The sequence below is a fragment of the Vibrio sp. PSi01 genome (assembly GCF_054960695.1).
The window spans coordinates 334,392-358,440 of sequence record NZ_JBHNYN010000004.1; the positions used below are offsets into that span (position 1 = coordinate 334,392).

A 24,049-nucleotide genomic window follows, 5' to 3' on the forward strand; every position below is an offset into this window, starting at 1 on the left:
GTGCGCCCTTACCTACCCCTATATCGCAAGTAAGGGCTTCATAGTCAGTGCGTTATTTGCTTGTCTCGTTTTGGCTCTGAGTAATCTCTCGCTGTTTCCAGAGCTTAAAGATTGCAGGCAACACCAGTAGGGTGAGCAACAGCGCAGAAGCCATACCTCCTATCATTGGTGCGGCAATTCGTTGCATCACTTCAGAGCCCGTACCCTCGCCATACATGATTGGAATTAGGCCGATAATCACCGTAAGTACCGTCATCATCACAGGGCGCACACGCAGTCCTGCCCCTTCACGGATCGCATCCGTTAAGTCTTCACTCTGAAGTGCTTGATGGTTCTGCTCCGCATCCAATTTTTTGTAGTGCCATGCTTGGTTTAGGTAGACCAACATGATCACACCTATCTCAACAGCAACCCCGGCAAGCGCGATGAAGCCCACACCCACCGCAATGGAGAAGTTGTAATTGAGAACATGCATTAGCCATAGGCCGCCAACCATCGCGAGTGGCAATGTCAGCATGATCATCATCACCTCACCGACACGGCGGAAACTGAGGTAGAGCAACAACATGATGATGGCGATGGTGATCGGCACAACGACACTCAAACGCTCCTTCGCACGCTCCATGTATTCGTATTGACCAGACCAAGCGAGCGAGTAACCCGCCGGTAATACAACTTGTTCGGCAACGACTTTTTGCGCTTCAGCCACGTAAGAACCTAAATCACGACCATCAATGTCCACGAACACCCAACCGTTAGGGCGTGCGTTCTCCGTTTTGATCATCGGTGGGCCATCTTCATAACGAATATCAGCAACATCAGAGAGAGAAATTCGCGCACCGTTTGGTGTCACTAACGGTAGGTTCTGCAACTTAACGACAGAGTCACGATAGCTTTGTGGATAGCGGACATTGATTGGGTAACGTTCTAGCCCTTCAACGGTTTCACCCACGTTCATGCCACCAACCGCAGTCGAGATAACCTGTTGCACTTCTTTAATGCTCAAGCCATATCGCGCAGCAGAGCGGCGTTTAATGTCTATCGTCACATAACGCCCACCAGCAACACGTTCGGCATACACAGAAGCCGTACCGCTAACACCATTTAAGATAGGTTCCAGCTGAGAACCAATATCTTCAATTACACTCAGATCCGGGCCTGCGATTTTGATACCGATTGGGGTTTTAATGCCGGTCGCTAACATGTCGATACGGGTTTTGATTGGCATCACCCAAGCGTTGGTTAAACCGGGGAACTGAATCAGATCATCAAACTCTTTATGCAGCGACTCTGTAGTGACGCCGTCACGCCACTCATCTCGTGGTTTAAGCTGAATAACCGTTTCAATCATGGTCAGTGGCGCAGGATCGGTTGCCGTTTCTGCGCGTCCGATTTTGCCCCATGTGGTTTCGACTTCTGGAATGGTTTTGATGAGCTTGTTGGTTTGTTGCAACAACTCACGAGCCTTACCTATTGAGATACCCGGATACGTGGTTGGCATGTACATCAAATCCCCTTCGTCCAAAGGAGGAATGAACTCACTACCAAGCTTGCTGGTTGGGTAATAGGCAGACGCCATTAAGCCAAGTGCGATAACAATCATCACCTTTGGATATTTTAGGCTGAGGTTTAGAAGCGGCTTGTACATCGCCACTAAACTGCGGTTAACTGGATTCTTGTTTTCAGGTAACACGTTGCCACGAATAAAGTAGCCCATTAACACAGGCACAAGCGTGATAGCCAAACCGGCTGCGGCGGCCATCGCATACGTCTTGGTAAATGCAAGTGGTGAGAACATCTTGCCCTCTTGGCCTTCTAACGCGAACACAGGCACAAAACTCAAGGTAATGATGATGAGCGAGAAGAACAGTGGCGCACCAACTTCTTCTGCCGCTTTGCCAATTACCTGCCAACGGTTTTTGTCAGTGAGCGGAGTCCGTTCAATGTGTTTATGAACGTTCTCGATCATTACTATGGCACCATCTACCATGGCGCCAATCGCAATCGCAATCCCTCCAAGAGACATGATATTGGCGTTAATACCCTGCCAATGCATCACAATGAATGCACCCAATATACCGACAGGCAGACTTAGAGCGATAACCAACGACGAACGGATATGGAACAGAAACAGCGCACACACGATCGCAACCACGATGAACTCTTCAGCCAGCTTCTTCCATAGGTTTTCAACGGCTGAATCAATCAAAGTTGAACGGTCATAAGTCGCGACAATCTCGACACCATCAGGTAAGCCCGCTTGCAGTTCAGCGAGTTTGGATTTAACCGAGGCGATCACTTCACTGGCATTTTCACCAAAGCGCATCACGATAACGCCGCCAACCGCTTCGCCCTCACCATTGAGTTCAGAGATACCACGACGCATTTGCGGGCCAAGGTTAATGTCAGCAATGTCACCTAATAGCAGCGGAGTACCTTTGTCGGTCACTTTTAACGGCAAAGATTGAATGTCTTCGATACTTGTGAGGTAGCCGGTTGTACGAACCATGTGCTCGGCTTCCGCAATCTCGACAACAGACGCTCCTGTTTCTTGATTACCATCTTGGATTGCCTTGTTGACTTGCTGAAGCGTCAGGTCATATGCACGTAACTTGGCAGGATCAATCTGTACTTGGTACTGCTTCACCATGCCGCCAACGGTCGCAACTTCAGACACACCTTCTACGGTTTGCAACTCATACTTCAAGAACCAATCTTGCAAACTGCGAAGTTCTGCTAAGTCGTGCTTACCGGTTTTGTCTTGCAGTACATAGCTGTAAACCCAGCCTACACCAGTTGCATCTGGTCCTAGTGTTGGCTTCGCACTCGATGGCAAGTTAGGTGCAACTTGGCTTAAGTACTCCAACACTCGTGAACGCGCCCAGTACATATCGGTATCGTCATTGAAGATGATATAGACATAGGAATCACCAAAGAACGAGTAGCCACGAACCGTTTCTGCACCCGGAACGGCTAACATCGCCGTTGTGAGCGGATAAGTCACCTGATCTTCGACTACTTGAGGCGCTTGCCCCGGATAGCTGGTTTTGATGATCACCTGGACATCAGAAAGATCTGGGATAGCATCGACGGGCGTATTTTTAACGCTGTATAAGCCACCAAATACGATGGCGACCGTGGCAACCAGAACCAAGAATCGGTTACTGATGGACCAACGAATGATTGCATTGATCATAGTTCGCCCTCACCCGTGCTATTCGTCGGTTCAAGAGATTTGAGCACATAATCAGAACCTTGCTTCGCCACTAGAAACCGAATGCTTTGACCCTCGGTAAACTCGGATAAATCAAGGTCATCACTTACTTGGAAGTTCATTTCACCCGCCTTCCAATTCCAGTCAGGCACTGGCTTGTGATTTACGGTGATCATGCCAAAATCTGCCATCAACATAGTGATGTCACCTGTTACCCAAACTTCGCCAGCGATCTTGTGTTTGTTGACCTTGTAATCAACAACCTCGTACTGCCCTGACTCTGTCTTTCTCATCTCAAAATCAATTGCCTTACCACGCTGCACGTCACTCATGTCCAAGCCTTCCGCAAAGGTGAAGTTCATCACCATGCCCGGCCAATCCCATTCTGGAACAGGCTGATGGTTAATCGTCACCATGCGACTGCCTTGCATAACATCGGAAATTTCACCGTTTGCCCATACAGTTTCAGCATCTTCCTCAACACCATTGATGCGCGACAGATCAGCTGATTGGCTAGATTCAGAATCCAACATGAAGTGCGCAGAAGTGACAATGTTTTTGCCTTGCTCCAGCCCTTGAAGCACCTCTATTTTTTCGCCAGCTTCACGACCAACCTCAATACGAGCAGAACGATACTTTCCAGAACCTTCTGACATTACCACTCGAGTCATACCACCGGAGTGAATCACCGAAGATCTTGGGATAGTAAGAACGGCTTCATCACTAATGGGTTTCAGCGCAATATTGGCAAACATATTTGGCTTTAGCTCGCCGTGGGGATTGGAGAACTTCAAACGAACGCGCAAAGTTCGAGTTTTTGGGTCAAGGATTGGGTAAACGTAATCGACATTACCTAACCACTCTTTGCCGGGAATCGCATCTAGAGTCATCACCGCATTGCTGCCTGATGAGATCCAGTGCGCTTGGCGCTCAAACACTTCGGCATCAACCCATACTTCCCCTAGTGGGCCTGCACTGATCACCGCTTGTTCTGGTGAAAGGTAACCACCTTCTCGAATATTCAGACTTGCAATGACACCATCGGCTGGCGCTTTAATTTTAATGGTTTGCGAAGCTTTGCCTTGTCGCGTAATAGCGCGGATTTGCGTCTTATCAACACCCAAGGTAATCAAGCGTTCAGTCGAGCCCTTGATCAAACCTTTACGACCCGTTTTATAAGCACTGATCAACTCTTCTTGTGCTTTAACAAGCTCTGGAGAATAGAGTGTGAAAAGCACATCACCTTTGTTTACCTTCTCACCCACTGCGTTGATATAGAGCTTCTCAACCCAGCCAGCTGCTCTTACGTTGGTTTGCCACAATGTACTTTCATCAAACGCCACATAACCCACGGTTTCAATCCGAGGAGACAACGCTTCAAAGTTAACTGTTGCTGTTTTGACACCAAGATTATTTTCTACCGACGGGTCGATAAACACAGTTCCCGCCTTGTCTGGTCCCGCACTTGAGTCATCCGCATAAACAGGAATTAAATCCATCCCCATTGGTGACTGCCCCGGTTTGTCTCGCTGATAATTTGGGTCCATCGGAGCCACCCAGTACAGAGGCTCATCCTTGGTTTGTTTACTTACTTCGGCGTCTGTACTCGTTGCCATTGCTGACATGTTATGTGCTGACCCAACGACAAAGTGATTCACACCAAACCCCAATGCACCACCGACCAATAAAGCGATTGTTGCTACTTTTACTGTATTCATTGTCTATTCCCTTATTGATTGGCTGTGTGTTTAGTTGCGCTTGAGTTGAGTTGTGGTTGGTTTACTTGGTATTCAAAACCACTGATTAACGCCGCCAGTTTGCTGTTAACGATATTGAGATCGGTGATCAAACGTTGTTGCTCTAACTTAAGCGCCAGCTCATCGGTCGTTGTTAAAATGACATCGTTAAACTGAGCGGTATTGTTTTGATAACCCCTTTCAACCGCGCTGATTCGGGCTGCGGTTTGAGGAAGCAAGGACGTTTGATAGCGATCTAATCGCTGGATAAGATTTGATCTGTCCACCAGCAATGCGTTCACTTGCGCGTTCATTTGGGAAAGTAAGGTGTCTTTTTGAGATTTAGCCGCACCAACTTGATACTGAGCAGCCGATAAGTTTTTATCTTGTCGATTCCCCGTAAACAGCGGAATGTCGACTGTCAGATAAGCACTCACCAAATCAGAAGCAGGTTCACCCGCCATGTTATTGGCTTGGCGGTACGCATACATCACTTCTACCCCAAACTGCGGGGTATAAGCTTGCTCGGCTAACTCAACCTGAGTTTGATTGGAGGAAATACTGACATCGGAGATCTTAACCAAAGGATGGTCAGTCAGTAGCTGGTAGTGCTTGGTTGAATCGGTATTGGTCGCTAATTTGCTTTCTAACAATGACCAATCGATTTGGTTAGTTGCATTCAATGTGCCCTGAGAATCAAGAACCTGAGAGCCTAGCCAATCAGAACCCAACCATTCAGAAAGCTGAGAGATTAAACGTCGTTGAACCTGTTGGTTTGCCTGAAGTTTCTCATCAAGCTTGCTCACTTGAAGCTGAGCATTAAGCAGATCTTGTGCTTCACTTTTACCAATCGAGTAATTGGTTTGTACATAATTTTCAAGCTCAAGCAACAAACGACGATTTTCACGCATAACACCTTCTGCGACTTTCTGGTAACCCAATTCAAGCCAAAGCTGCGTCATGCTATTCGCAACCGTCAATTCTCTTGCTTGCACCTGCAAAGCTAAAGCATCAGCCTGTTGGCCTGCCTTTTTCTGTTGGAGGTTAAGCGTATCGCCACGCTCAAACTGCTGCATCAACCCTACCGATATATTAGTCATCGGGTCTTCGTCGAATTGAAAGCTATCGACAGGCAAACCGCCAAATCCAACTTTTAATTTCGGGTCCATTAAGGTCGCGTTGGCAATGCCCGTTTCTCGCATCGCTTGAGACTGAGCAAAGTACTGTTTGCGATTTCCATCTTCGCTTAAAGCAATCTCAATCAGTGTATTGAGTTGCTGCGTCGAACTTGCTTGGTCATGTGCTGAAATATCTTGAGCATTTGAAGCTGACGCAGTGGTAGCCGCGAGCGTAGCACTTGAAAACAAGGCCATAGGCAAGGCAGCAGCAACCACTAAGCTCGTGTTCATGACAAACACAGAGGTTGTTGGTTTCATATTCACAATGAATGTCCATATCTAGCGCTAATTAGCGCATAAAAAAGAATGACTTATCAGATTTAGCTAACTGATAGAGCTGTATTTTTAGATATAGATTTATGCAGTGGGCGGGCGTAACAAAGATTGAGCACGTGCGACTTTCTGGCCAATCGTGACCGATTGAAAACGAGCTAATGAAAAGGAAAGTTGATCAACGGCTTGAACAGCCTGAATTGGATAGGGACTTGCAGAACACATTGAGGCACAGCAATCGGCACTCGAACAATGGTTACCCATCATCGAACTGCCGTCTTCGCTCATTGAAGACATATCGTATTGAGCCATCAAAGCATGGGCACTCATGTTAGAGTCTTCAGCGTGTACTTTTTCACTCATCACATGACACCCTGCCATTGAATCATTAACCGAAGTACCGCTGTGGTAACAAGCCGATTTGCTCGACCCCATTTCCATCATCATTACTTCAGTCATCAAGGCTGAGGAGCTTGAGGCATAGCTAGACATCAACATCGCAATGATGCTGAAAACAATAATCCAAGTTTTTCGGAATGTGTTTGTCATAGCTTACCTTTAGGTTTTCAAGGTAACTATAAAGGTTACCCTTAGGGTAAGGTCAATGATGAAGTACACAGATGTGATGAAATTGATGGTAGTTGCTGAATAGATGGACAAAAAGAACACTCAACAAGCAACTGAGTGTTCCTAATACTAAGTTCAATTAATCGTTTACCGGGGTTTGCGCATCATACTCAACTAGCGAATTTTTGAGTGCCTGTAGATCAGAACCACTTAAGTGCTTCCTCAATAATTCAAACTTATCTTCAGGCCAGTCGTATATTTTCATCGAAATCAGTTCTTCAATAACAGACTCGTCGAAACGGTATTTAACCACTTTCGCAGGAGAGCCACCGACAATGCAGTAGGGAGCGACGTCTTTTGTCACAACACTATTTGCAGCAACCACAGCGCCTTCACCAATCGTTACTCCTGGCATTATCATGGCTCGCATGCCTAGCCAAACACCATCTTCAATATGAGTGTCACCCTTGCCGATATACGCGTCTTCAATCACGTCCATAAACGGATACAGTGAAAACCAATCCACTCTGTGAGTATGATTTCCGCCCATGAGAATGACAACTTCTGCGCCAATGCAAACATAGTCACCAATATAGAGTTCGTCGATTTCCCATCGAGGCTCCCACTGGCGGCTGACTTCGTCACCATGTAAATAGCGTACTACCGATTGTTCGAAGCCATTATCCCAACAATCACTGTAATAACTGTGTTGACCTTTTACGTGAATATTGGGGTTGGTTACGATTTCATGCAGCAACTCGAATTTGGACCAATGCTTGTTTTGCATTTTTACCTCTGATTAATCTTTATTAGTTAAATATCAATATACTCGACCATACAGATTCAACGTGCACAGCTTCGCTGACGTAGTAGCAATGGGTGCCCTGATACATCAATAGTGTAGTCACAGTTGAAATGATCGTAATGCCGCTAAAACTAAAAAGGTGTCAGTGGATTCGAGGTTGCTTTAAGAGAGGAAGTAATTTCAAAGTTTGCTCAGTTGGTTATCGATAACTTGGTTAGATAATTTACAGGTGTATTGTATCCGTTAATGCACACTCATTTGACACAAGAATGTGATTAATAAGGTTTCAAATATCGTTTTTAGAATACAAGTTTGAGCCTGTAATTAACACAAACTCAAACTTAGACTCGCTTATTAATTTAGGCTTACGCTTGGGTCTAGGATCAGCGATTACATGCGAGCGAGCTGTACTTTTCTGTCTTTATTCACCACGCAAAAGTTGCCGCGCTTAGTACGACACTTAGAGCATCGCTCACATTCAACAGGACTTCTATCCCCTTCCTTCCAACGCTTAACTAAATGAGGCTCTGATAGCAGAGGTCTTGAAAGCGCGAAGTATTCAATACCCGTGTTATTAGCGATGGCTTCAATCGCATCGAAATCTGTCAATCCACCCACAGTGATCACCGGAATATTAACGTCTTGGCTGATAGCATGACCATATTCGTGAAAATAACCTTCAGCTTGAATAGTGAATCCATCGTGATATTCGCCAATCATGGTGTCGGCTTTACCATGGATGTTGCCTGACACCACGATGCCATCAACACCAATTTCTTCAAGCTTCTTACACACCGATCGAGTTTCATCAAACGTCACTCCGCCCTCGAAAAACTCAGAAGCTGTAAGCTTAACTAAGATAGGAAAGTCATCACCTACCAACTTACGAGTCGATGTGTAGATCTCAAGCAAGAATCTCATACGATTTTCTAAGCTACCGCCGTATTCATCTTCACGTTGGTTGTAATAAGGGCTTAAGAACTGGTTAATCAGGTAGGTGTGTGCAGCATGAATCTCAACGCCATCAAAGCCTGATTTTTGTGCTCTCAAAGACGCTTGAGCAAAGGCATCAACAATGTAGTCGATCTCGTCTTTGGTCATCGCTTTGCCTAGTGTTTGAGTTCCTTTTTCCGGAACCTCGCTTGGTGCGTAGATCACTCGTTCGCCAAGATCATGCGTGGTTTTGGTGCCACCATAAGCCAATTGCATTACTATGTTAGAGTCGTTGTCGTGCACCAGTTGAGTCAGTTTCTGATACTCTGCAATGAATGAGTCGTTATACATCCCCATCATGCCCGCATTAGGCTTTTCTTCTTCAACGATGTTCGCGTAACCCGTCACGATCAGGCCGACTTCACCTTGAGCCAACTCTTCGTAGATAGCGTACAGTTTATCTGTCATATGCCCATCCTCGGTGGCCATATTTTCCCACGTTGCACTTCTCATGAAGCGATTCTTTAGTGTCATCTTGCCAATGTGGGTTTCTGTAAACAAAGTGCTCAAGTGTCTTCCTCTCAAAATCGTATTACGCAAGTTACCCATTAAGCATGGGCACTGATTCAAGCGGATAGTACAGAGAATATGGCAGGTAAAACTTAATCTAGATTAAGAGAGCGGCACTCTTATATGAGAGAGGTATAGAAAGCATCAAAAAGAGATAAAAAAGATTGGAGAAATGGTAATAAAAGAAAGTCGCTCAACTTTAATAAGCGACTTTGTTCAATTTAATCTGGACTAAGTCAATGGTTCTTACGAGAGGTGTCCACCTGCGAATTGCTACCTGCTAACAGCTATTTAAACTCATAGGTATAAGACGCACCAACACTGTTATTCTCACCGAAGTCATCCTCAGCAAAAATAGTGAAGAAATTGAACGACTGGGCGTCACTCAATTTGTAGCTAGCACCGACCCCTGCCCAATAGCCTGAATAATCATCAGAACCCATAGAGCCACCACCAAAGCCCATGATAGACCACTCTTCAGTTATCGTTTTCAGACCAAATGCACCAATATAACCGCCATGAGTCGAACTCGGCATCAATACATAATCAGAACCCACATTCTCATCATCGAATACCGCCACTTCACCATCGTTATAGCTGTAGCCAGCCATCGGGAAGATTTGCCAACCAAAGGGTTCGATATCGAAATAACTCAATGGAACAAATGTTCCGATACTGTAGTTATTCTTGTAAGCATCGTTGTCGTATTCAGAGCGACTAAAGTTGAAATTGACGATCCCCAAAGGCAATAGCCATGAGCCGCCCACTCGCCATTCTTCGCCGTCTGCATTAACGCGCGCGTTGATCATTCGCGCTTCATCAAGCCCGATAGAGCCCGAAAACTTCAGTTCTTCGTTATAAGCAATGCCGGCTTTGGTTACGATTTTAGTCGGATCATCAGGGTGCTTCTCTTCAGCCAAAGCATCCATCGATCCGAACGTTGCCACAGCAACAAGTAATAGATTACGTAATGTCATTAGAAGGTCACACTAACGCCAACAAAGTGGATACGGCCATCGAAAGAGCCATCAACCATTAAACGATCCATTTCAACCGAACCCAAATCCGCGTATTCGTAGAACACGTCGATCAAGATATCATCCCAATACGTTGAAGCACCTACTGAGTAGCGATACTGTTCGCCAACAGGGAGGTCAACCCATTGCATTGACGGATCGTCTTGTGGAGAGGTTTCGTAAGAGAAGCCCGCTTTCAAGCGCCAATCTGAGTTCAATTGATAGTCAGCACCAACAGCAAATTTCCAAACGTCATCCCAGTCACGTTCTAAAGTCTGACTAATTGGCAGATTGCCGTTTTGGTTTGTACCTAGGTCTAAAACCGTACTATCCCATTGGCTCCAACGATGAAACTGAATGCTTGCCAATAAATCTAATTGAGAATTCAATGCGTAGCTTGCACTGACATCAACTAGTTCAGGAACATCAATACCAGTGTTTAACGAACGCTGCCCACCAGTAAACACATTTACGTCATTGTTAAATTCATGTTCGAGCTTAGAACGATAGCTCGCACCCAACTTAAGTTTTTCTGTTGGTGTATACATCACACCAAGATTATATCCGTAGGCCCAGTCTGTATCTTGCTTAGCTGTAAAAAGAGAAGATAACTGTTGTAATGCAGCCCAACTCAATTGAACGCCCGCACCAACTGACCACTGTTCATTAAGCTGATAACTCAGTGATGGATTCACTTGCATTGCTGTGAGAGTGATATCTTCTAGAAGTGCAGCACCCGCCCATTCACTGCCGTAATCAAGGCTTGAACCACCGACAGCACCAAGCGCGATACCAAGGTGTAATTTGTCGGTAACTTGATGTGCATGAAACGCGCCAAATGAAGGCAACACTGAATGGCCTTTACCATCCTGCTTGTCCCCGTTATCTTGATATTTCATCTCAAGATCAAACGCCATAGTATTAATGGTCGTCTTGCTTTCGCCCATGTGAGACATAGTGGCTGGGTTGGTCCACATTGCAGCAGCAGAACGAGTATAAACACCATCACCAGCACCAGTAGTACCAGCGTTAGCAACAACGGCCTCTTGTAAAAAAAGGCCACTTGCAAATGCTTTTAAGCTAGTAAAGATTGCGGTGGCAGCTAGAGAGTAAGTAAAAGTTTTGTTCATCAGATTGCTCATTTAGCCTTAGACATAAAATTGCTCTAAGGCTACCGCAAAGTCCCATAAACAAAGGTAATAACGATTATTCCTGTACAAGCCCTACTTAAAGGTTCTGGGAAGATATTTTCGTGGTTTATCGTTATGAGTTTCACGCTGGATGGCAATCGCTCTGTTCTTCCTTGCTCCAACTTTGATTTGATACCAAGTCTCTAAAAACAGCGCAATACCAGGGCTAGACCACCACGTTTTATTGTAGAGCTTCTTATTGGCGGCAAGGACATCTGGCGATCGATTAGCACACTCAAGTGCCAACGCATAAGCTTCAGCGTAAGGATCTTCTGCAATCTTGGTCACCAATCCATATTCTTTCGCAGTTTCACAGTCGATCACCTTCGCGGTCATCGCCATTTCCAAAGTATGATCCTTACGCATGAGTTCACGAAATGCGATGGCGCCCCCCATGTCAGGAATCAAACCCCATTTCGCTTCTAATACCGAGAAGTTGGCGTCTGGGCTAGCAATTCTAAAATCACCGCCGCTGACTAACTGTAGACCTCCTCCCCAGCAACGCCCATGTATCGCAAAAATCACCGGGCATGGGATATCTCGCCAGCCAATAGAGAAGTATTGCGCAGCATTCGGCAACGTTGGCCACCATTTAAATAGAAGCTTCAATGCCCCAGCTTTACTATTCAATAAAGACTTAACATCAAGCCCTGAACAAAAATCCGCGCCATTCCCCTTCACTATAACAACGCGAATCTCGGTATTCTTTTTTAGCTCCCTGATCATAGTGTTAACGCCTTGAAACATCGCCATATCAATAGCATTCAGCTTATCTGGACGGTTCAATACTACGGTCGCGATTTGGTTTTCATCGATGGAACAAGTGATACGAGAAAGGTCGGTCATGTGGGCTACTCAACTAAGTGGTCAGACCTTTAGGTTATACATCTTGTTAACATATGCAAAGTTTGCGTATGAGAAGCGAGACCTGTGTTGCTTAACACCTCCCCTTTACACAAACGACATGAATAAAAAAAGCAGTGATGGATCGCTCCATTCACGGCCTTTCATACTTGTTCCAATGAACAATGAACCGAGCTCTTAACTTACTAACCGTTAATTTACGCTCTTCGAGATTTCAGTAACAAGAAGATGAAATAACTGCCGCCAATAATGGAAACTAAGGTTCCTGCCGCAAGCTGCGCGGGGAACACCACCACTTGACCTAGCCAATCGGCAAATAGCATCAATGCTGCGCCAATCAAAAACGCCAAGATAATCTGCTCTCGAACCAAACGAGCCCCTACCATTGCAGCGATATGCGGAGCTAACAAGCCGACAAATGCGACAGGCCCCATGGTGGTTGTCACGACCGAACATAAGATCGCAACAATACACAACAAGGCGACGTAGGCGATGTTGATATTCAACCCTCTGGCACTCGCGAACTGACGTCCAGTCGCAATTAAGGTCACCCAACGACTCAACAATAGAGCAACACCTATGCAAGCCGTAATCACGACAGCCATTATAGTGGCAGACTCAGGTTCAACACGATAGGTAGACCCTGCTAACCAAGCCAATAAGGTGTATTTCCCCTCACCTACTCGCGTTAGAGAAAATTGCACTAAAGCTTCCAGTACTGCGGTCAGCGAGATACCTGTCAGGATCAGAATAGACGGTGCAAACTGATGCTTCTTGCCAAGAAATAGCAATAAACAGAGTGCAATCGCACTGCCTAAAAACGCAACCCACGGGCTTAGTGAGTGAATCGAGTATCCCATAAACAGACTACTGAAAATCAGCGCTAACACCGCACCTGCCGATACGCCAAGAATGTCTGGGCTTGCAAGTGGGTTATAAACCAACCTTTGTAAAATCACACCAGCCACTGCCAAACCGCCACCAGCGAATATCGCCGTTAACATTCTCGGCCAACGAATCGACCATTCAAATACATCGGGGATAACGAAGTAGCCCATATCTGAAGAAGGCTGAGACAATGTACTCAACGCCAGCAACCCGAGGATCATCGAGCCCAACAAGAAGTAAGCCAAAGATGAAATAGACTTCGGCCCTTTAGGCATCGAGAAAAATAGCTGATCTTGAGCAGACATTTGCTTGCGAGCAATAATGATCAACGCTGGAGCACCAATCACCGCGGTTGCCGTCCCTGTTGGAATCATATCTAAAGACCATTGCGCCAAGAATATCGCCAAGCTGTCGGTGACACAGAGTAATAACGCACCTAATACACAGCTTGCGACGAGTTCAGATTTGGCCTTTAGAAAACCTAAATGCCTAGCAATGTTTGGAGCTATCAAGCCGATAAAGCTGATCACGCCTACCGAGGTAATCGATACTGAAGCCAACCAAACGCCAACCGCCATCAATACAAAGAATGTTGCGCCAATATTGAGCCCGCGCGCTGCTGCCCCTTCAGTCCCGATCGAAAGCAAAGTCAGGATTCTTGGCGCCAACAAGAAGATGGCGAAGATCGGCAGCAACTTAGGCATCAGCCAAATTATTTGTTCCCAACCGTTCTGTCCTAGATCGCCCGCCCCCCATACAAACAGATTTTGAGCGTACTGGTCGTTAAGCAGAATAATCGCCGTTGCAAATGCCCCTAGCAATAAGTTGATCGCCATGCCCGCCAATACAATTGGCAAGCCGCTCATATTTTTGATTCCGACAATCGAAACAATCAGCCCCATAGCAAGCAATGCCCCGACTAGCGCAAACCAAACCGAATATTGAGCAACTAACATTGGCGCCACCACATTCAGAATAACCAAACCAAGCCATGCACCTGATGATGTACCTAAAGTTAACGGCGACATCATGCGATTCTGAGTCAGCTGCTGGAACAAACTACCTATGGTGCCAAGTGTTCCGCCAACCAAGATCGCCATCACCAAGCGAGGTAAATTGACATAGGCTAACGCCATCAATTCGAATGAATCATCGACCATTAAGTTGAATGTTGCGATATCACTGATCTGTGAGGCTTGCTGAAGCAACTCACCAATAGGGCCAAATTCCGACTGCCCTAACCACAAATGAATAAGGGCAGCACAAAGCAGCGCAGCCCCCATCATAAAACCACTGGATTTCATTACTGCTCCGCTAGCGTCAACAACGAGTGCGCCATGGCTTCTGTGTTATACAAAATCGACATTGCACCGCCGTAACTCCAACTTGCGGCTACTGGACTAAATTGACCATTACGAACAAAGGGCATGCTCTTCCAAACCGGAGAACGGTCTAGCTTGTCTTGATATGGGAAAGGTTCAAAGTAAAGCGCAATCCCCTTCTTCACGTTCTTAAGCTCGGTCATACGCTTTTGACTGATACCCCACTGACTTGCAGGAAGATCCATCGCATTGTCAAAGCCAAGCTGCTCAAGTGCATATTGTGGAATAGAGTTATCACCGTAAATGTATACAGAAGTCGTGCTCGCAAAACGGAAAGAGGTAACTTTCGGCTTGTCGCCTGGATACGCTTGGTCTAACTCAGCTTTTAGAACAGCGATACGTTCATCCATTGCGGCCAATTTTTGGTTCGCTTGTTCTTCTTTACCAAGCAATTGACCTATCTTCTTGAAGTTCTCGATAGCCGCCGCTGCATTGCTGTGCTGGTCACTGTATGTTTGGTAGTAAAGCACGGGCGCAATTTCAGAAAGTCGTTGCTGAAGATCTTTCTGAGGCGAAGCGATAAGAATCACATCAGGGTTTAGCTTCTTCAAAGCAGAGAAATTAGGCTCAGTTCGAGTGCCAATATCTGCCACGCCTTCTGGAATCGCAGGTTGAACAACCCAATCTGTATAGCCAGCGATATCAGGCACTGCCACTGGTGTTACACCGAGTTCAATCACTTGTTCGGCTATGTCCCAGTTCAGCGCAGCCACTCTAACAGGCTGAGCTTCAAGGGTTTTAACACCCTCACTGTCTTCAACTTGAAAGTTGGCCATCGCTTGAGCTGATAACAACAAGCTCAATGAGACAATGAACGAACTCACTTTAGGGACACGAGAAGTAAAATAGTTGGCTTTCATATAATCACTGTCACTTTTTAATTGTTTATTTAACGACAAAAGCAGCCCACACAGGCTGCTTAGATTTATGTATTCAAATAAATTAGAACTCGTAGTTCACGCTGAGTTCTACAGACTGCTCAGCACCGAACCAGCAGTTCGATTGATCGTAACAGGCATAGTATTCTTCATTGAAGATATTATTTACGGCTAAGTTAGCAGTAGCGCCTGATAAAGTATCACTCGCTGCACCTAAGTCATAACCTACAGACAGGTCAACCACTGTGTACGCAGGTACTTTACCTTGAGTATTACTCGCATCCATTTGCATTTCGCCAACATAACGAGCACCAGCACTGAATCGGGAGCCCGCTAGCATGCCGTTAAATACGTTGTAGTTAGCCCACAAGTTCGCAGTATGTTCAGGTACATAGATTGGCGTAGTGCCCTCTAGGCCATTACTCGTGTCTTCTGTTATTTCCATATCGACGTAAGTGTAAGCTGCCGCAATATCAAAGTTCTCAGTAGCAAACCAACGGCCTGATAGTTCAGCACCTTGCGATACCACTTCACCCACTTGAATTCTTGGTCCATAGACGTTTGTCGGATCTGTCATCAACATATCTTGCTTAACAATATGGAATAAAGAAACCGTCGCTTCTTTCGACATATCATCAGACAGGTATTTCACACCAATCTCAGCTTGCTGCGCCATTTCAGGATCAAATTCGTTGCCACTCTTATCAACACCCGGAGCTGGCTCGAAACTGGTCGCGTAACTCGCAAATGGAGATAGACCATTATTAAGTTCGTATAAACCACCTACACGATAAGTAAATTGCTTGTGATCAGATTCATGTGCGTAGTAATCGCTTTCTGACTTGTAGTGATCAAAACGAGCACCTGCAATTAGGACAAGAGCATCTAAACGAACTTGGTCTTGAAGGTATAAGCCAAGTTGGCTTGATGTGGTGTCATCAAGATACTCACCCGTTTTTGTTACATCGCTACGATCGAGGAGATCATTGTTAGGGTTCAACGGGTCGAAGCTATTGAAACCACTTCCGTTAGCGCTATAAGACGAGTAATTTACGTCTCCATCCATATTTTGATAATCGATACCAACTAACACATTGTGTTCTATTGAACCAGCTTTGATAAGACCACTCAATTGGTTATCAATGACAAAGCCTTTAAAGCTTTCATCTGTAGAATACAAGTATCGACTAAGTTGATTCGGCGTATTTGAATCGTAGCTCACATGGTAAGTGTTCTCTTGGTAAAGAGATGCATCGGTATAACGAGCATTCTGTAAGAATGTCCAATTATTATTGAAGTCGTGGTTAATCTTATAACCAACCATCAACACTTCACGTTCAAATTTACTCCAGTTCTTATCACCCATAGAAACAGATGGGTTGCTTGCTTTCAGAACATCTAATGGCATTGAAGAGTTGATGCCCATTGAAGGATCGTTTTGGTAATAAAGGTTGAAGTTGATTAATGTGCTGTCTGTTGCTTGCCAGTCTACAGAAGGGGCAATTAAGTAACGTTCTTCTTCAGCGTTATCAACTTGGCTATCTTGTTTGCGAGCAAGTGCGATCAAACGGTAAGAGAAATCACTGTCACCAAACTGGCCAGTGGTATCAATCGAAGCTTCTTGTAGGTTTCGCGAACCTGTCGCGACACCAACCTTCGTTGATTTTTCAGTTTGCGGAGCCTTAGCGATCATGTTCACCATGCCGCCCGGTGGCATCGCTCCATAAAGTACAGAAGTCGGTCCTTTAAAAATCTCAACTTGTTGCATTGCGATAGGATCAATCTGCGGCTGTAAGTTCCAGCCATTCAATTGTTGAAGTGATAAACCATCATAATAGTTAACGTTATTGGTTTTAAAACCGCGTATAGAGTAAGAATCGAACATGGCTACAGAGCCACCTCGGTTTTCAGTTACAACACCCGGTGCATAACGAAGGGCTTGGTTCAAAGATTGAACACCTCGTTGCTCTAACTGTGCTTCATCAATAACCGTAATACCTTGAGGCGTTTCTTCTGGTTCAAGTGCCGATTTGGTTGCGGTATTACGATACGCTTTGCCCATAATAGTGACAGTTTCTATATTCGAATCTGCTGCTGTAATAGTATCTTCCGCCAACGCTTGCGTTGAAAACGCCGTCAGCAACGCAACTGCCAATGATGAATACTTAAAACGAGTGTGAGTGGTCATAATTCCCTCGGTACCAATGCTTAATATAAATAATAATAAATCTCATTTGCATTGTATGTATCTATGAATGGGATAATTAACAATTTGGTGCAAATTCCAAAAGAACTTGACTTATTTTGACTAAAAAGCAGCCAATTGATGATTAAAACGGCAATTAGCTGTGATGAGAGGGAGGGCTTTATAGAAAGAAATTTGAATAGATATGACTACGATTTTATAATAGGAACCCAATATTCCATTTCGGCATCAGCGGCGTGCGCTTGATAGCTAAATGGGTATACTTCGAGTTCGTAACCATCCACACCGCGATAACCAGAGTTCGGCAGCCAATTAAGAACAAACCAACTTAAGGTATGTCGCAGGTTTTCTATAGGACCACAATGTTTGACCACGGCGTAGGTTTGCTTAGGGATAGTTAACACCTCTAATTTATCAGAGATAATGCTCGGTAATTGAGGGATTGATATTCCATCGTGTAACTCAACGCCAGCCCAATAATGAATATTCGTGCCATCAAAGCAAGACTGAGTTAGGTCGACGACACCAACAAGCTGAAGCACATTATCGTTTGGAATCGCAACTTCATGTTCTAAACGAGACCAAAGTTGTGGAACTTTTTGTGCGAAGTCTTGTGTCAGTGAAAATAAACCGCTGATTTCTGATGTCATACCCTTAACAAGAAATGACTCTCTCTCATCAATACGAACTTTCACAAAACTGAGAGCACCATGATCAGCAGTGCTTTTAGTTTCAGAAACCTGAATCGGCTTTCTAAGCCCAACTCTTTTGCCTGCTTTTCTATATTGGCTCGGGCTAACCCCAAACATCTGCTTAAACGAACGACTAAAACTAATTTCTGAGTTGAATCCAAGACCAAGTGCAACATCTATCACACGTTCTTTTCCATCAAGTAGCTCTTCCGCAGCTTGGCTCAGCTTAAGCTCCCTTACATAATTGGCTACGGTGAGCCCAGTTTCGGCTTGAAACACCCTTTGTAACTGCCAACGAGACCAACAACTTTGCTTAGCAATATCTTCTAGAGATAACGCAGAACTAAGGTTCGTATGGATATATGCCAGAACGCGACTGATGCGATCAAATGCTGGTGTGTTCATATTCAAGCTTTCATCTTCTCTTTAGTTGGCAGTGGCAAACTGGGTTCACCCGTACTTTTATCATTTAACAAGGTCTTTATCACTTAAAACAAGCAGTCCATGTACTGTTTATAAGTATCAAAAACGACCAACGTTCGAAGTAGATGCTCCAATTTGTGTGGTTCTCCTCGATTATGTTCGCTATGATAACGCAACTGATTCTCATTTGATGGTTTAAAATGCTTTCCCAACTACACAATATTGTCACTCGTAGGAGAGCCCCTTCTCTGCACCAAAAAATCTTCGCTTATTCAAAACAGGTAACCCCTTACCTAAGCGGTAGTTATGGTTCTCTGAGCAGTAAAAGCATCGCAATAACGAATGTCCAGAGTCATATAGAGATCAAACGCGTTTATGATGGCATTGCACAGAGTCACCCTGAAGCAGGCAAAGCCTATTGGTTAACTCGAACTTGGGATCTCGTTTGTTGGCAACCGATTTATGTGACTTTCATTTCTATTTATGGGCTTCGTTCGTTGCCTGATATTAAGAATATTGGCCAGTTTAGGTACAAAGAATTTGTCACAGGTTATCGCTTCTTTAACGGTGATCATCAACACGGTACACCGGAAGAATTGATCCCACATGCCGGCAAAGCCATTCTTGATCTTACTGAGTTTTATCGTAGCCAAATAAGTGAATGGACTCGTATTCGACCAGGGTTTACCAATCACTTACTGGCTGATTTGTTGTTAGCCAGTTTGATAAAACTACAACAACATGAACCGAGCCTGACTAACGACTACATCACATCGCAAGCTAAGCTTTGGTTAGACGCATGCCAATTACCTGACAGCCACTTAGACAGCCTTAAGATTGATTCAGGTTCAGGTATGCTTAAACTGATCAGAATCAGTTGCTGCCTCGTCTATAAGTGTGACTCGGGGAAATATTGTGACGACTGTCCTAGGCACCCTGACAACAGAAAAACCGCTTAGCAATACCCATTATTTTAAAAGACCAATATAGAGAGCCGCTTTCATTAGGCACTGTCATTGGTCTTGATACAGGACCGATATGTTTCAGCTTTCAAATATCAACATCGTTCGAGACAACCGAACTATCCTATCTGTTGAAGACCTTATTATTCCGACCGATGAACTCACCGTCGTTCTGGGTCACAACGGTTCAGGGAAATCAACGCTAGTTAATTTGCTATCCGGACAAATGGCTCCAGATTACGGCACAGTTCAATTAGAAGGCGCTTCCCTGTCCTCGTTAAAAAGCAAAGACTTAGCCAAGAAAATTGCCTATCTGCCTCAAAAATTGCCCGCTTCTGCAGGTTTAACGGTGGAAGAGTTGGTTCGTTTAGGTCGCTTCCCATGGAGAGGAGCACTAGGCCGTTGGAACTCTGAAGATAAATCTATTATCCAACGAGCAATGGAAAGAACTGGCGTTGCTGAATTCTCACAGTCACTTGCGGATGATTTATCTGGCGGCGAACGTCAACGAGCGTGGGTCTCGATGTTACTGGCTCAGCAATCGCCTGTACTCATCCTTGATGAACCAACTTCTGCATTGGATGTTCACCATCAGTTTCAGTTAATGGGTTTGCTTTCTGAACTCAACAAAAAGGAAAACGTTGGGGTGATCGTCATTTTGCATGATTTGAACCTTGCACTGCGTTACGCTACACATATTGTCGCTCTAAAAAAAGGACAGATAGCATTTGAAGGCAGCGCCGATAAGTTGCTCGATGAACAAGCATTGTCTGCACTGTATGAATCACCTATCCGATTGATCGATCATCCCGTTCCAGCTAAGACAGCCGCGAGTGAAAAAGTGGCGGTAGTCTGCGAATAGTTCTCGCTTTCAAGCGCTTTAAACCAACTACTAGCCCCATCCCCCCCACCACCAAAAAAACAAAGGCCACTGAATCTCAGAACTTCAATGGCCTTCTTGGAATTTTTACTCGCTAGTTAAGCTGAGACTCTCTCGCTTCTTGGCTACTAAAACCACGCAAAATATTAATCAGAGTAACCAGCGTGAACACAATGATCACGAGCGATAGGTGCCATGCTTCCCCGAGTCCTAATTGGACTAGCCCCATACTCACCATTGAAGATACGACCATTTGCCCACCGCCCGACATCGCAGCCGCCGCGCCTGCGTTCTTTTTATATGGCAACATCACCAAAGCTTGAGCACAAGGTAACGCGATACCATTACCAAGTATCATCAAGAACTGACCAATAATTAAGTACAGTGGTTCAAGTGGACAGAAGAAAAGCCACAAGGCCGCACAGATATGCAATATAGGTGTGCATAACAGTGTTTTCTTATTACCTAGTATCGGACGAATACGATTACAAAGACTTGTTCCGCCAAGCATGCCTAATGCAGGAATCACCGCCCACATCGCGTATTCGTCGGATGTCATACCGATCTGGTTTTGCATGATAAACGGCATCACTGACACAGTAGTGATCATCAAGCTAAAGTTGAGCCAGCCTATACTCGCAAAGCTCATGAAATAACGAGAGGTGAGTAATTCCTTGTATTGTGCAATCATTTTCTTTGGTGAAGGAATCGCCGAGAATTGAGTGACCGTTTCTTTAAATTTGAACGCCAACACGACCCAAGCAAAAGATACGTATCCAAGTAACGAGATAAACACCATGCTCCAACCAAAGTGGAAGTTGATAAACCCACCAATAACGGGCGCGATCAGAGGTGTAATAGATGCAACCATTGCGATATAGGACATTGCCAGCGGCAAATCAGAACCACTAAAACGATCTCGTGTTGAGGCACGAGCCAGTACCGCACAGCAACCCGTACCTAAACCTTGTAAGAACCTTCCCATTACTATGTTGGTGAACGAATGACTGAAGAATATAATCATCAACAAGCCAAGCATTGCGATTAATAAGCCGCTTAGCAGTACTTTTTTACGTCCCAGAGCATCAGAAATAGGGCCATAAATAAATTGAGAAGGGCCAAAACCTAACAAATACACACTCACCAAAAGCTGAGCTTGCTCTAGTGACACATCGAAGTCTTTGGCAATCCAAGGTAAAGAAGGAAACACCAACCCCATACTGAGTTGGCCAATGCTGATGACCAAACACGCGAGTAAGATCGATTTAAAATCAAATCGACGACTCATGATGTAAAGTATCCAAAAGAACAGCTGTTTTGAGATCGGGTGGTTTGAGAATAGATAGCTTGGCTTTCTACCTGACAACTTAAAAACAGAAAAAATAGCGAAGATGTTGCAGGGGTAATATTCATTATGCTCCGAAAGAATCGAATAGAAGGTGGCAGAATAAACATACGCCAGCTTGTTTGTTCATACAATATTAGTTGAGAGAAATATGTGAATAGTCACTTTTCACTCACCCTAACTTTCCAACTATTAGACACAAGCGCTAGACTAACAAAAAGAATGATCATCAAGGGACTTCAATGAACGTTTATCATCGCTTTATTTCCTGTGCTTTAGCACTCGTTGCATCAGGTCCAATAGCTTCACCAAAGTCTTATGCATGGCAAGCTGAGAAGATCACCGATGGCCTCGTTATTCCGTGGGGGCTGGCTTATATCAACGATGACTCAATGCTACTCACTGAAAAAGAAGGCGTCATTAAGCACGTTGATTTAAAGACAGGTGAGCAAGAGACTTTATTCAGACTACCAAATGTGTGGGCTAAGGGCCAAGGCGGTGCATTAGATATCGCTCTATCCCCTTTTGAACAAGATAAGTTGTACATAACATACAGCAAAAACGTTGATGACGAAGGTGTAACGGCACTCGCCTCTGCTAATTACAGCAACAGTAAAATCTCAAATTGGAAAGACGTGTTTGTATCAAAATCCAGAACGGACACTGGGCGTCACTTTGGTAGCCGAATCACCTTTGATGAGACTCACCTTTACTTTTCAATAGGTGATCGGGGCGACCGAGATAATGGCCAAAACACAATGACTCACGCTGGTTCGATCTTACGATTGAATCCAGATGGAAGCGTGCCAAGTGATAACCCATTCATTGATAATAATAAGGTTCTGAACGAAATTTGGAGTTTTGGTCATCGTAACCCACAAGGCTTGTTTTACGATTTCCCTACTAAAAAACTCTGGTCGATTGAACACGGCCCGCGAGGTGGTGATGAAATCAACCTAATAAAAGCAGGCGCAAACTATGGATGGCCAGTCACATCACACGGCAAAGAGTATTGGGGGCCGATTAGCGTTGGCGAATCTGAAACCAAAGCTGGCATTGAGCCTCCTATAAAGGTTTATGTACCTTCAATAGCACCAGGCAGTCTAATGGTTTATCGGGACGATAAGTTTCCAGAACTCAAAGGTAAGCTGTTAGCCGGCGCACTTAAACTCACCCACATCAATGTCGTTACTTTGAACGAGCAAGGTGAAGTAATCGAGGAAGAACGCATTCTAGAAAACTTAGGGGAAAGAATTAGAGACATAGAAATCTCACCCGCCGGGGACATATTTTTCAGCACCGATAATGGGAACCTGTATCGCTTAAAGGAATAAAGTGACAATCGCTCAACTACAGTTGTTCAATCGCAAAAATATTTATAAATACAAGCTGCTAAACGGATCTAAAACCTCATTTTCGGCTTTTTATGAGCCGTAATTTAATTTATGAAATTGGTGCAATTACCCTAGGTTTGTCATCAATTTCATCCACCTTTTTCACAAAAACGACAACAAATCGCCATACAACTGTAACTCCATGATATTTAAGGAATGCAAAGTTTGACTACCCCCAAATTTCTGCAACCTTTCACTATGTATTCGATTGACTATCCCTTGATTTGATTTAGACTTCATCTCGGCTAGAAAGAAAGTTCTTTGTATATAAACATTTCGTTGGATTACTAGTAACCCCGTTGTGTTGTACGCAATAGCAATAAACTTTTCCACGCTATCAGTGCCACAATTGGCTCACTATAAAAATTAAATTTTAGGATATAATCATGTCTAACACAGTTACTGGTACAGTAAAATGGTTCAACGAAACTAAAGGCTTCGGCTTCATTCAACAAGAAAACGGTCCAGACGTATTCGCACACTTCTCTGCGATCACTGGCGACGGTTTCAAAACTCTTGCTGAAGGCCAAAAAGTTGAGTTCGTAGTATCTCAAGGTCAAAAAGGCCCACAAGCTGACAGCATCAAAGTACTTTAATTTAGTATTTTAAAGCTTTCTAAAAATAGCCAGCCTCTGCTGGCTATTTTTTTACCC

General features: G+C 44.6%; 18 protein-coding genes. 4 read left to right on the forward strand and 14 right to left on the reverse strand.

The genetic code is table 11. From position 1 onward, the window contains the following. Positions 1-52: 52 nt before the first annotated feature. The 13 genes from ACFI6G_RS08740 to ACFI6G_RS08800 form a co-directional block, all read right to left on the reverse strand. Positions 53-3,196 carry an efflux RND transporter permease subunit gene (locus tag ACFI6G_RS08740; RefSeq protein WP_462710240.1) on the reverse strand — a complete coding sequence of 1,048 codons (3,144 nt, stop codon included), beginning with the start codon at positions 3,194-3,196 and terminating at the stop codon, positions 53-55. Next, positions 3,193-4,932: an efflux RND transporter periplasmic adaptor subunit gene (locus ACFI6G_RS08745; RefSeq protein ID WP_010430328.1), complete on the reverse strand. Its 1,740-nt coding sequence runs from the start codon at positions 4,930-4,932 to the stop codon at positions 3,193-3,195. Before ACFI6G_RS08745 ends, ACFI6G_RS08740 begins: the two co-directional genes overlap by 4 nt. Before the next feature lie 11 nt (positions 4,933-4,943). After that, on the reverse strand, positions 4,944-6,386 hold the full coding sequence (locus tag ACFI6G_RS08750) for a TolC family protein (RefSeq protein WP_016768149.1): 1,443 nt from the start codon (positions 6,384-6,386) through the stop codon (positions 4,944-4,946). Between the two features lie 99 nt (positions 6,387-6,485). Then, positions 6,486-6,950, reverse strand: coding sequence for a hypothetical protein (locus ACFI6G_RS08755; RefSeq protein WP_010430346.1), 465 nt, complete (start codon positions 6,948-6,950; stop codon positions 6,486-6,488). A 157-nt stretch (positions 6,951-7,107) separates the two neighbouring features. Then, positions 7,108-7,755 carry a CatB-related O-acetyltransferase gene (locus tag ACFI6G_RS08760; RefSeq protein WP_016785339.1) on the reverse strand — a complete coding sequence of 216 codons (648 nt, stop codon included), beginning with the start codon at positions 7,753-7,755 and terminating at the stop codon, positions 7,108-7,110. 408 nt (positions 7,756-8,163) lie between these two features. Beyond that, positions 8,164-9,276 carry an NADH:flavin oxidoreductase gene (locus tag ACFI6G_RS08765; RefSeq protein WP_022571036.1) on the reverse strand — a complete coding sequence of 371 codons (1,113 nt, stop codon included), beginning with the start codon at positions 9,274-9,276 and terminating at the stop codon, positions 8,164-8,166. Positions 9,277-9,563: 287 nt separating this feature from the next. Beyond that, positions 9,564-10,253 carry a hypothetical protein gene (locus ACFI6G_RS08770; RefSeq protein WP_046209273.1) on the reverse strand — a complete coding sequence of 230 codons (690 nt, stop codon included), beginning with the start codon at positions 10,251-10,253 and terminating at the stop codon, positions 9,564-9,566. Beyond that, positions 10,253-11,422 (reverse strand): OmpP1/FadL family transporter, encoded by a 1,170-nt coding sequence (locus tag ACFI6G_RS08775; RefSeq protein ID WP_462710241.1) that lies wholly within the window; start codon positions 11,420-11,422, stop codon positions 10,253-10,255. Before ACFI6G_RS08775 ends, ACFI6G_RS08770 begins: the two co-directional genes overlap by 1 nt. Positions 11,423-11,515: 93 nt before the next feature. Continuing rightward, complete coding sequence (locus tag ACFI6G_RS08780; protein ID WP_016785343.1) at positions 11,516-12,328, reverse strand: crotonase/enoyl-CoA hydratase family protein; 813 nt, start codon at positions 12,326-12,328, stop codon at positions 11,516-11,518. 215 nt (positions 12,329-12,543) lie between these two features. Beyond that, the gene (gene fhuB, locus ACFI6G_RS08785) at positions 12,544-14,538 is read right to left on the reverse strand and encodes a Fe(3+)-hydroxamate ABC transporter permease FhuB (RefSeq protein ID WP_065099907.1); all 1,995 of its coding nucleotides are present in this window, start codon (positions 14,536-14,538) and stop codon (positions 12,544-12,546) included. Further along, positions 14,538-15,476 carry an iron-siderophore ABC transporter substrate-binding protein gene (locus tag ACFI6G_RS08790; protein ID WP_016790287.1) on the reverse strand — a complete coding sequence of 313 codons (939 nt, stop codon included), beginning with the start codon at positions 15,474-15,476 and terminating at the stop codon, positions 14,538-14,540. Before ACFI6G_RS08790 ends, fhuB begins: the two co-directional genes overlap by 1 nt. A gap of 82 nt (positions 15,477-15,558) precedes the next feature. Then, positions 15,559-17,682: a TonB-dependent siderophore receptor gene (locus ACFI6G_RS08795; RefSeq protein ID WP_016768156.1), complete on the reverse strand. Its 2,124-nt coding sequence runs from the start codon at positions 17,680-17,682 to the stop codon at positions 15,559-15,561. Between the two features lie 206 nt (positions 17,683-17,888). Continuing rightward, on the reverse strand, positions 17,889-18,797 hold the full coding sequence (locus ACFI6G_RS08800; protein WP_462710242.1) for an AraC family transcriptional regulator: 909 nt from the start codon (positions 18,795-18,797) through the stop codon (positions 17,889-17,891). Positions 18,798-19,015: 218 nt separating this feature from the next. On the opposite strand from ACFI6G_RS08800, the gene ACFI6G_RS08805 reads away from it, so the two are divergent. Both ACFI6G_RS08805 and ACFI6G_RS08810 read left to right on the forward strand, forming a co-directional pair. Beyond that, positions 19,016-19,774 (forward strand): siderophore ferric iron reductase, encoded by a 759-nt coding sequence (locus ACFI6G_RS08805; RefSeq protein ID WP_010430396.1) that lies wholly within the window; start codon positions 19,016-19,018, stop codon positions 19,772-19,774. Positions 19,775-19,853: 79 nt separating this feature from the next. Then, a complete protein-coding gene (locus ACFI6G_RS08810; RefSeq protein ID WP_010430399.1) occupies positions 19,854-20,639 on the forward strand; it encodes an ABC transporter ATP-binding protein in 786 nt (261 codons plus the stop codon). A gap of 112 nt (positions 20,640-20,751) precedes the next feature. Here the strand turns inward: ACFI6G_RS08810 and ACFI6G_RS08815 are convergent, their stop codons facing one another. Continuing rightward, a complete protein-coding gene (locus ACFI6G_RS08815) occupies positions 20,752-21,945 on the reverse strand; it encodes a multidrug effflux MFS transporter (protein WP_462710243.1) in 1,194 nt (397 codons plus the stop codon). A gap of 299 nt (positions 21,946-22,244) precedes the next feature. Here ACFI6G_RS08815 and ACFI6G_RS08820 point away from each other — a divergent pair, with 299 nt between their 5' ends. Then, the gene (locus tag ACFI6G_RS08820) at positions 22,245-23,336 is read left to right on the forward strand and encodes a PQQ-dependent sugar dehydrogenase (RefSeq protein WP_016799596.1); all 1,092 of its coding nucleotides are present in this window, start codon (positions 22,245-22,247) and stop codon (positions 23,334-23,336) included. 446 nt (positions 23,337-23,782) lie between these two features. Next, on the forward strand, positions 23,783-23,992 hold the full coding sequence (locus ACFI6G_RS08825; protein ID WP_010430417.1) for a cold-shock protein: 210 nt from the start codon (positions 23,783-23,785) through the stop codon (positions 23,990-23,992). Positions 23,993-24,049: the final 57 nt, after the last annotated feature.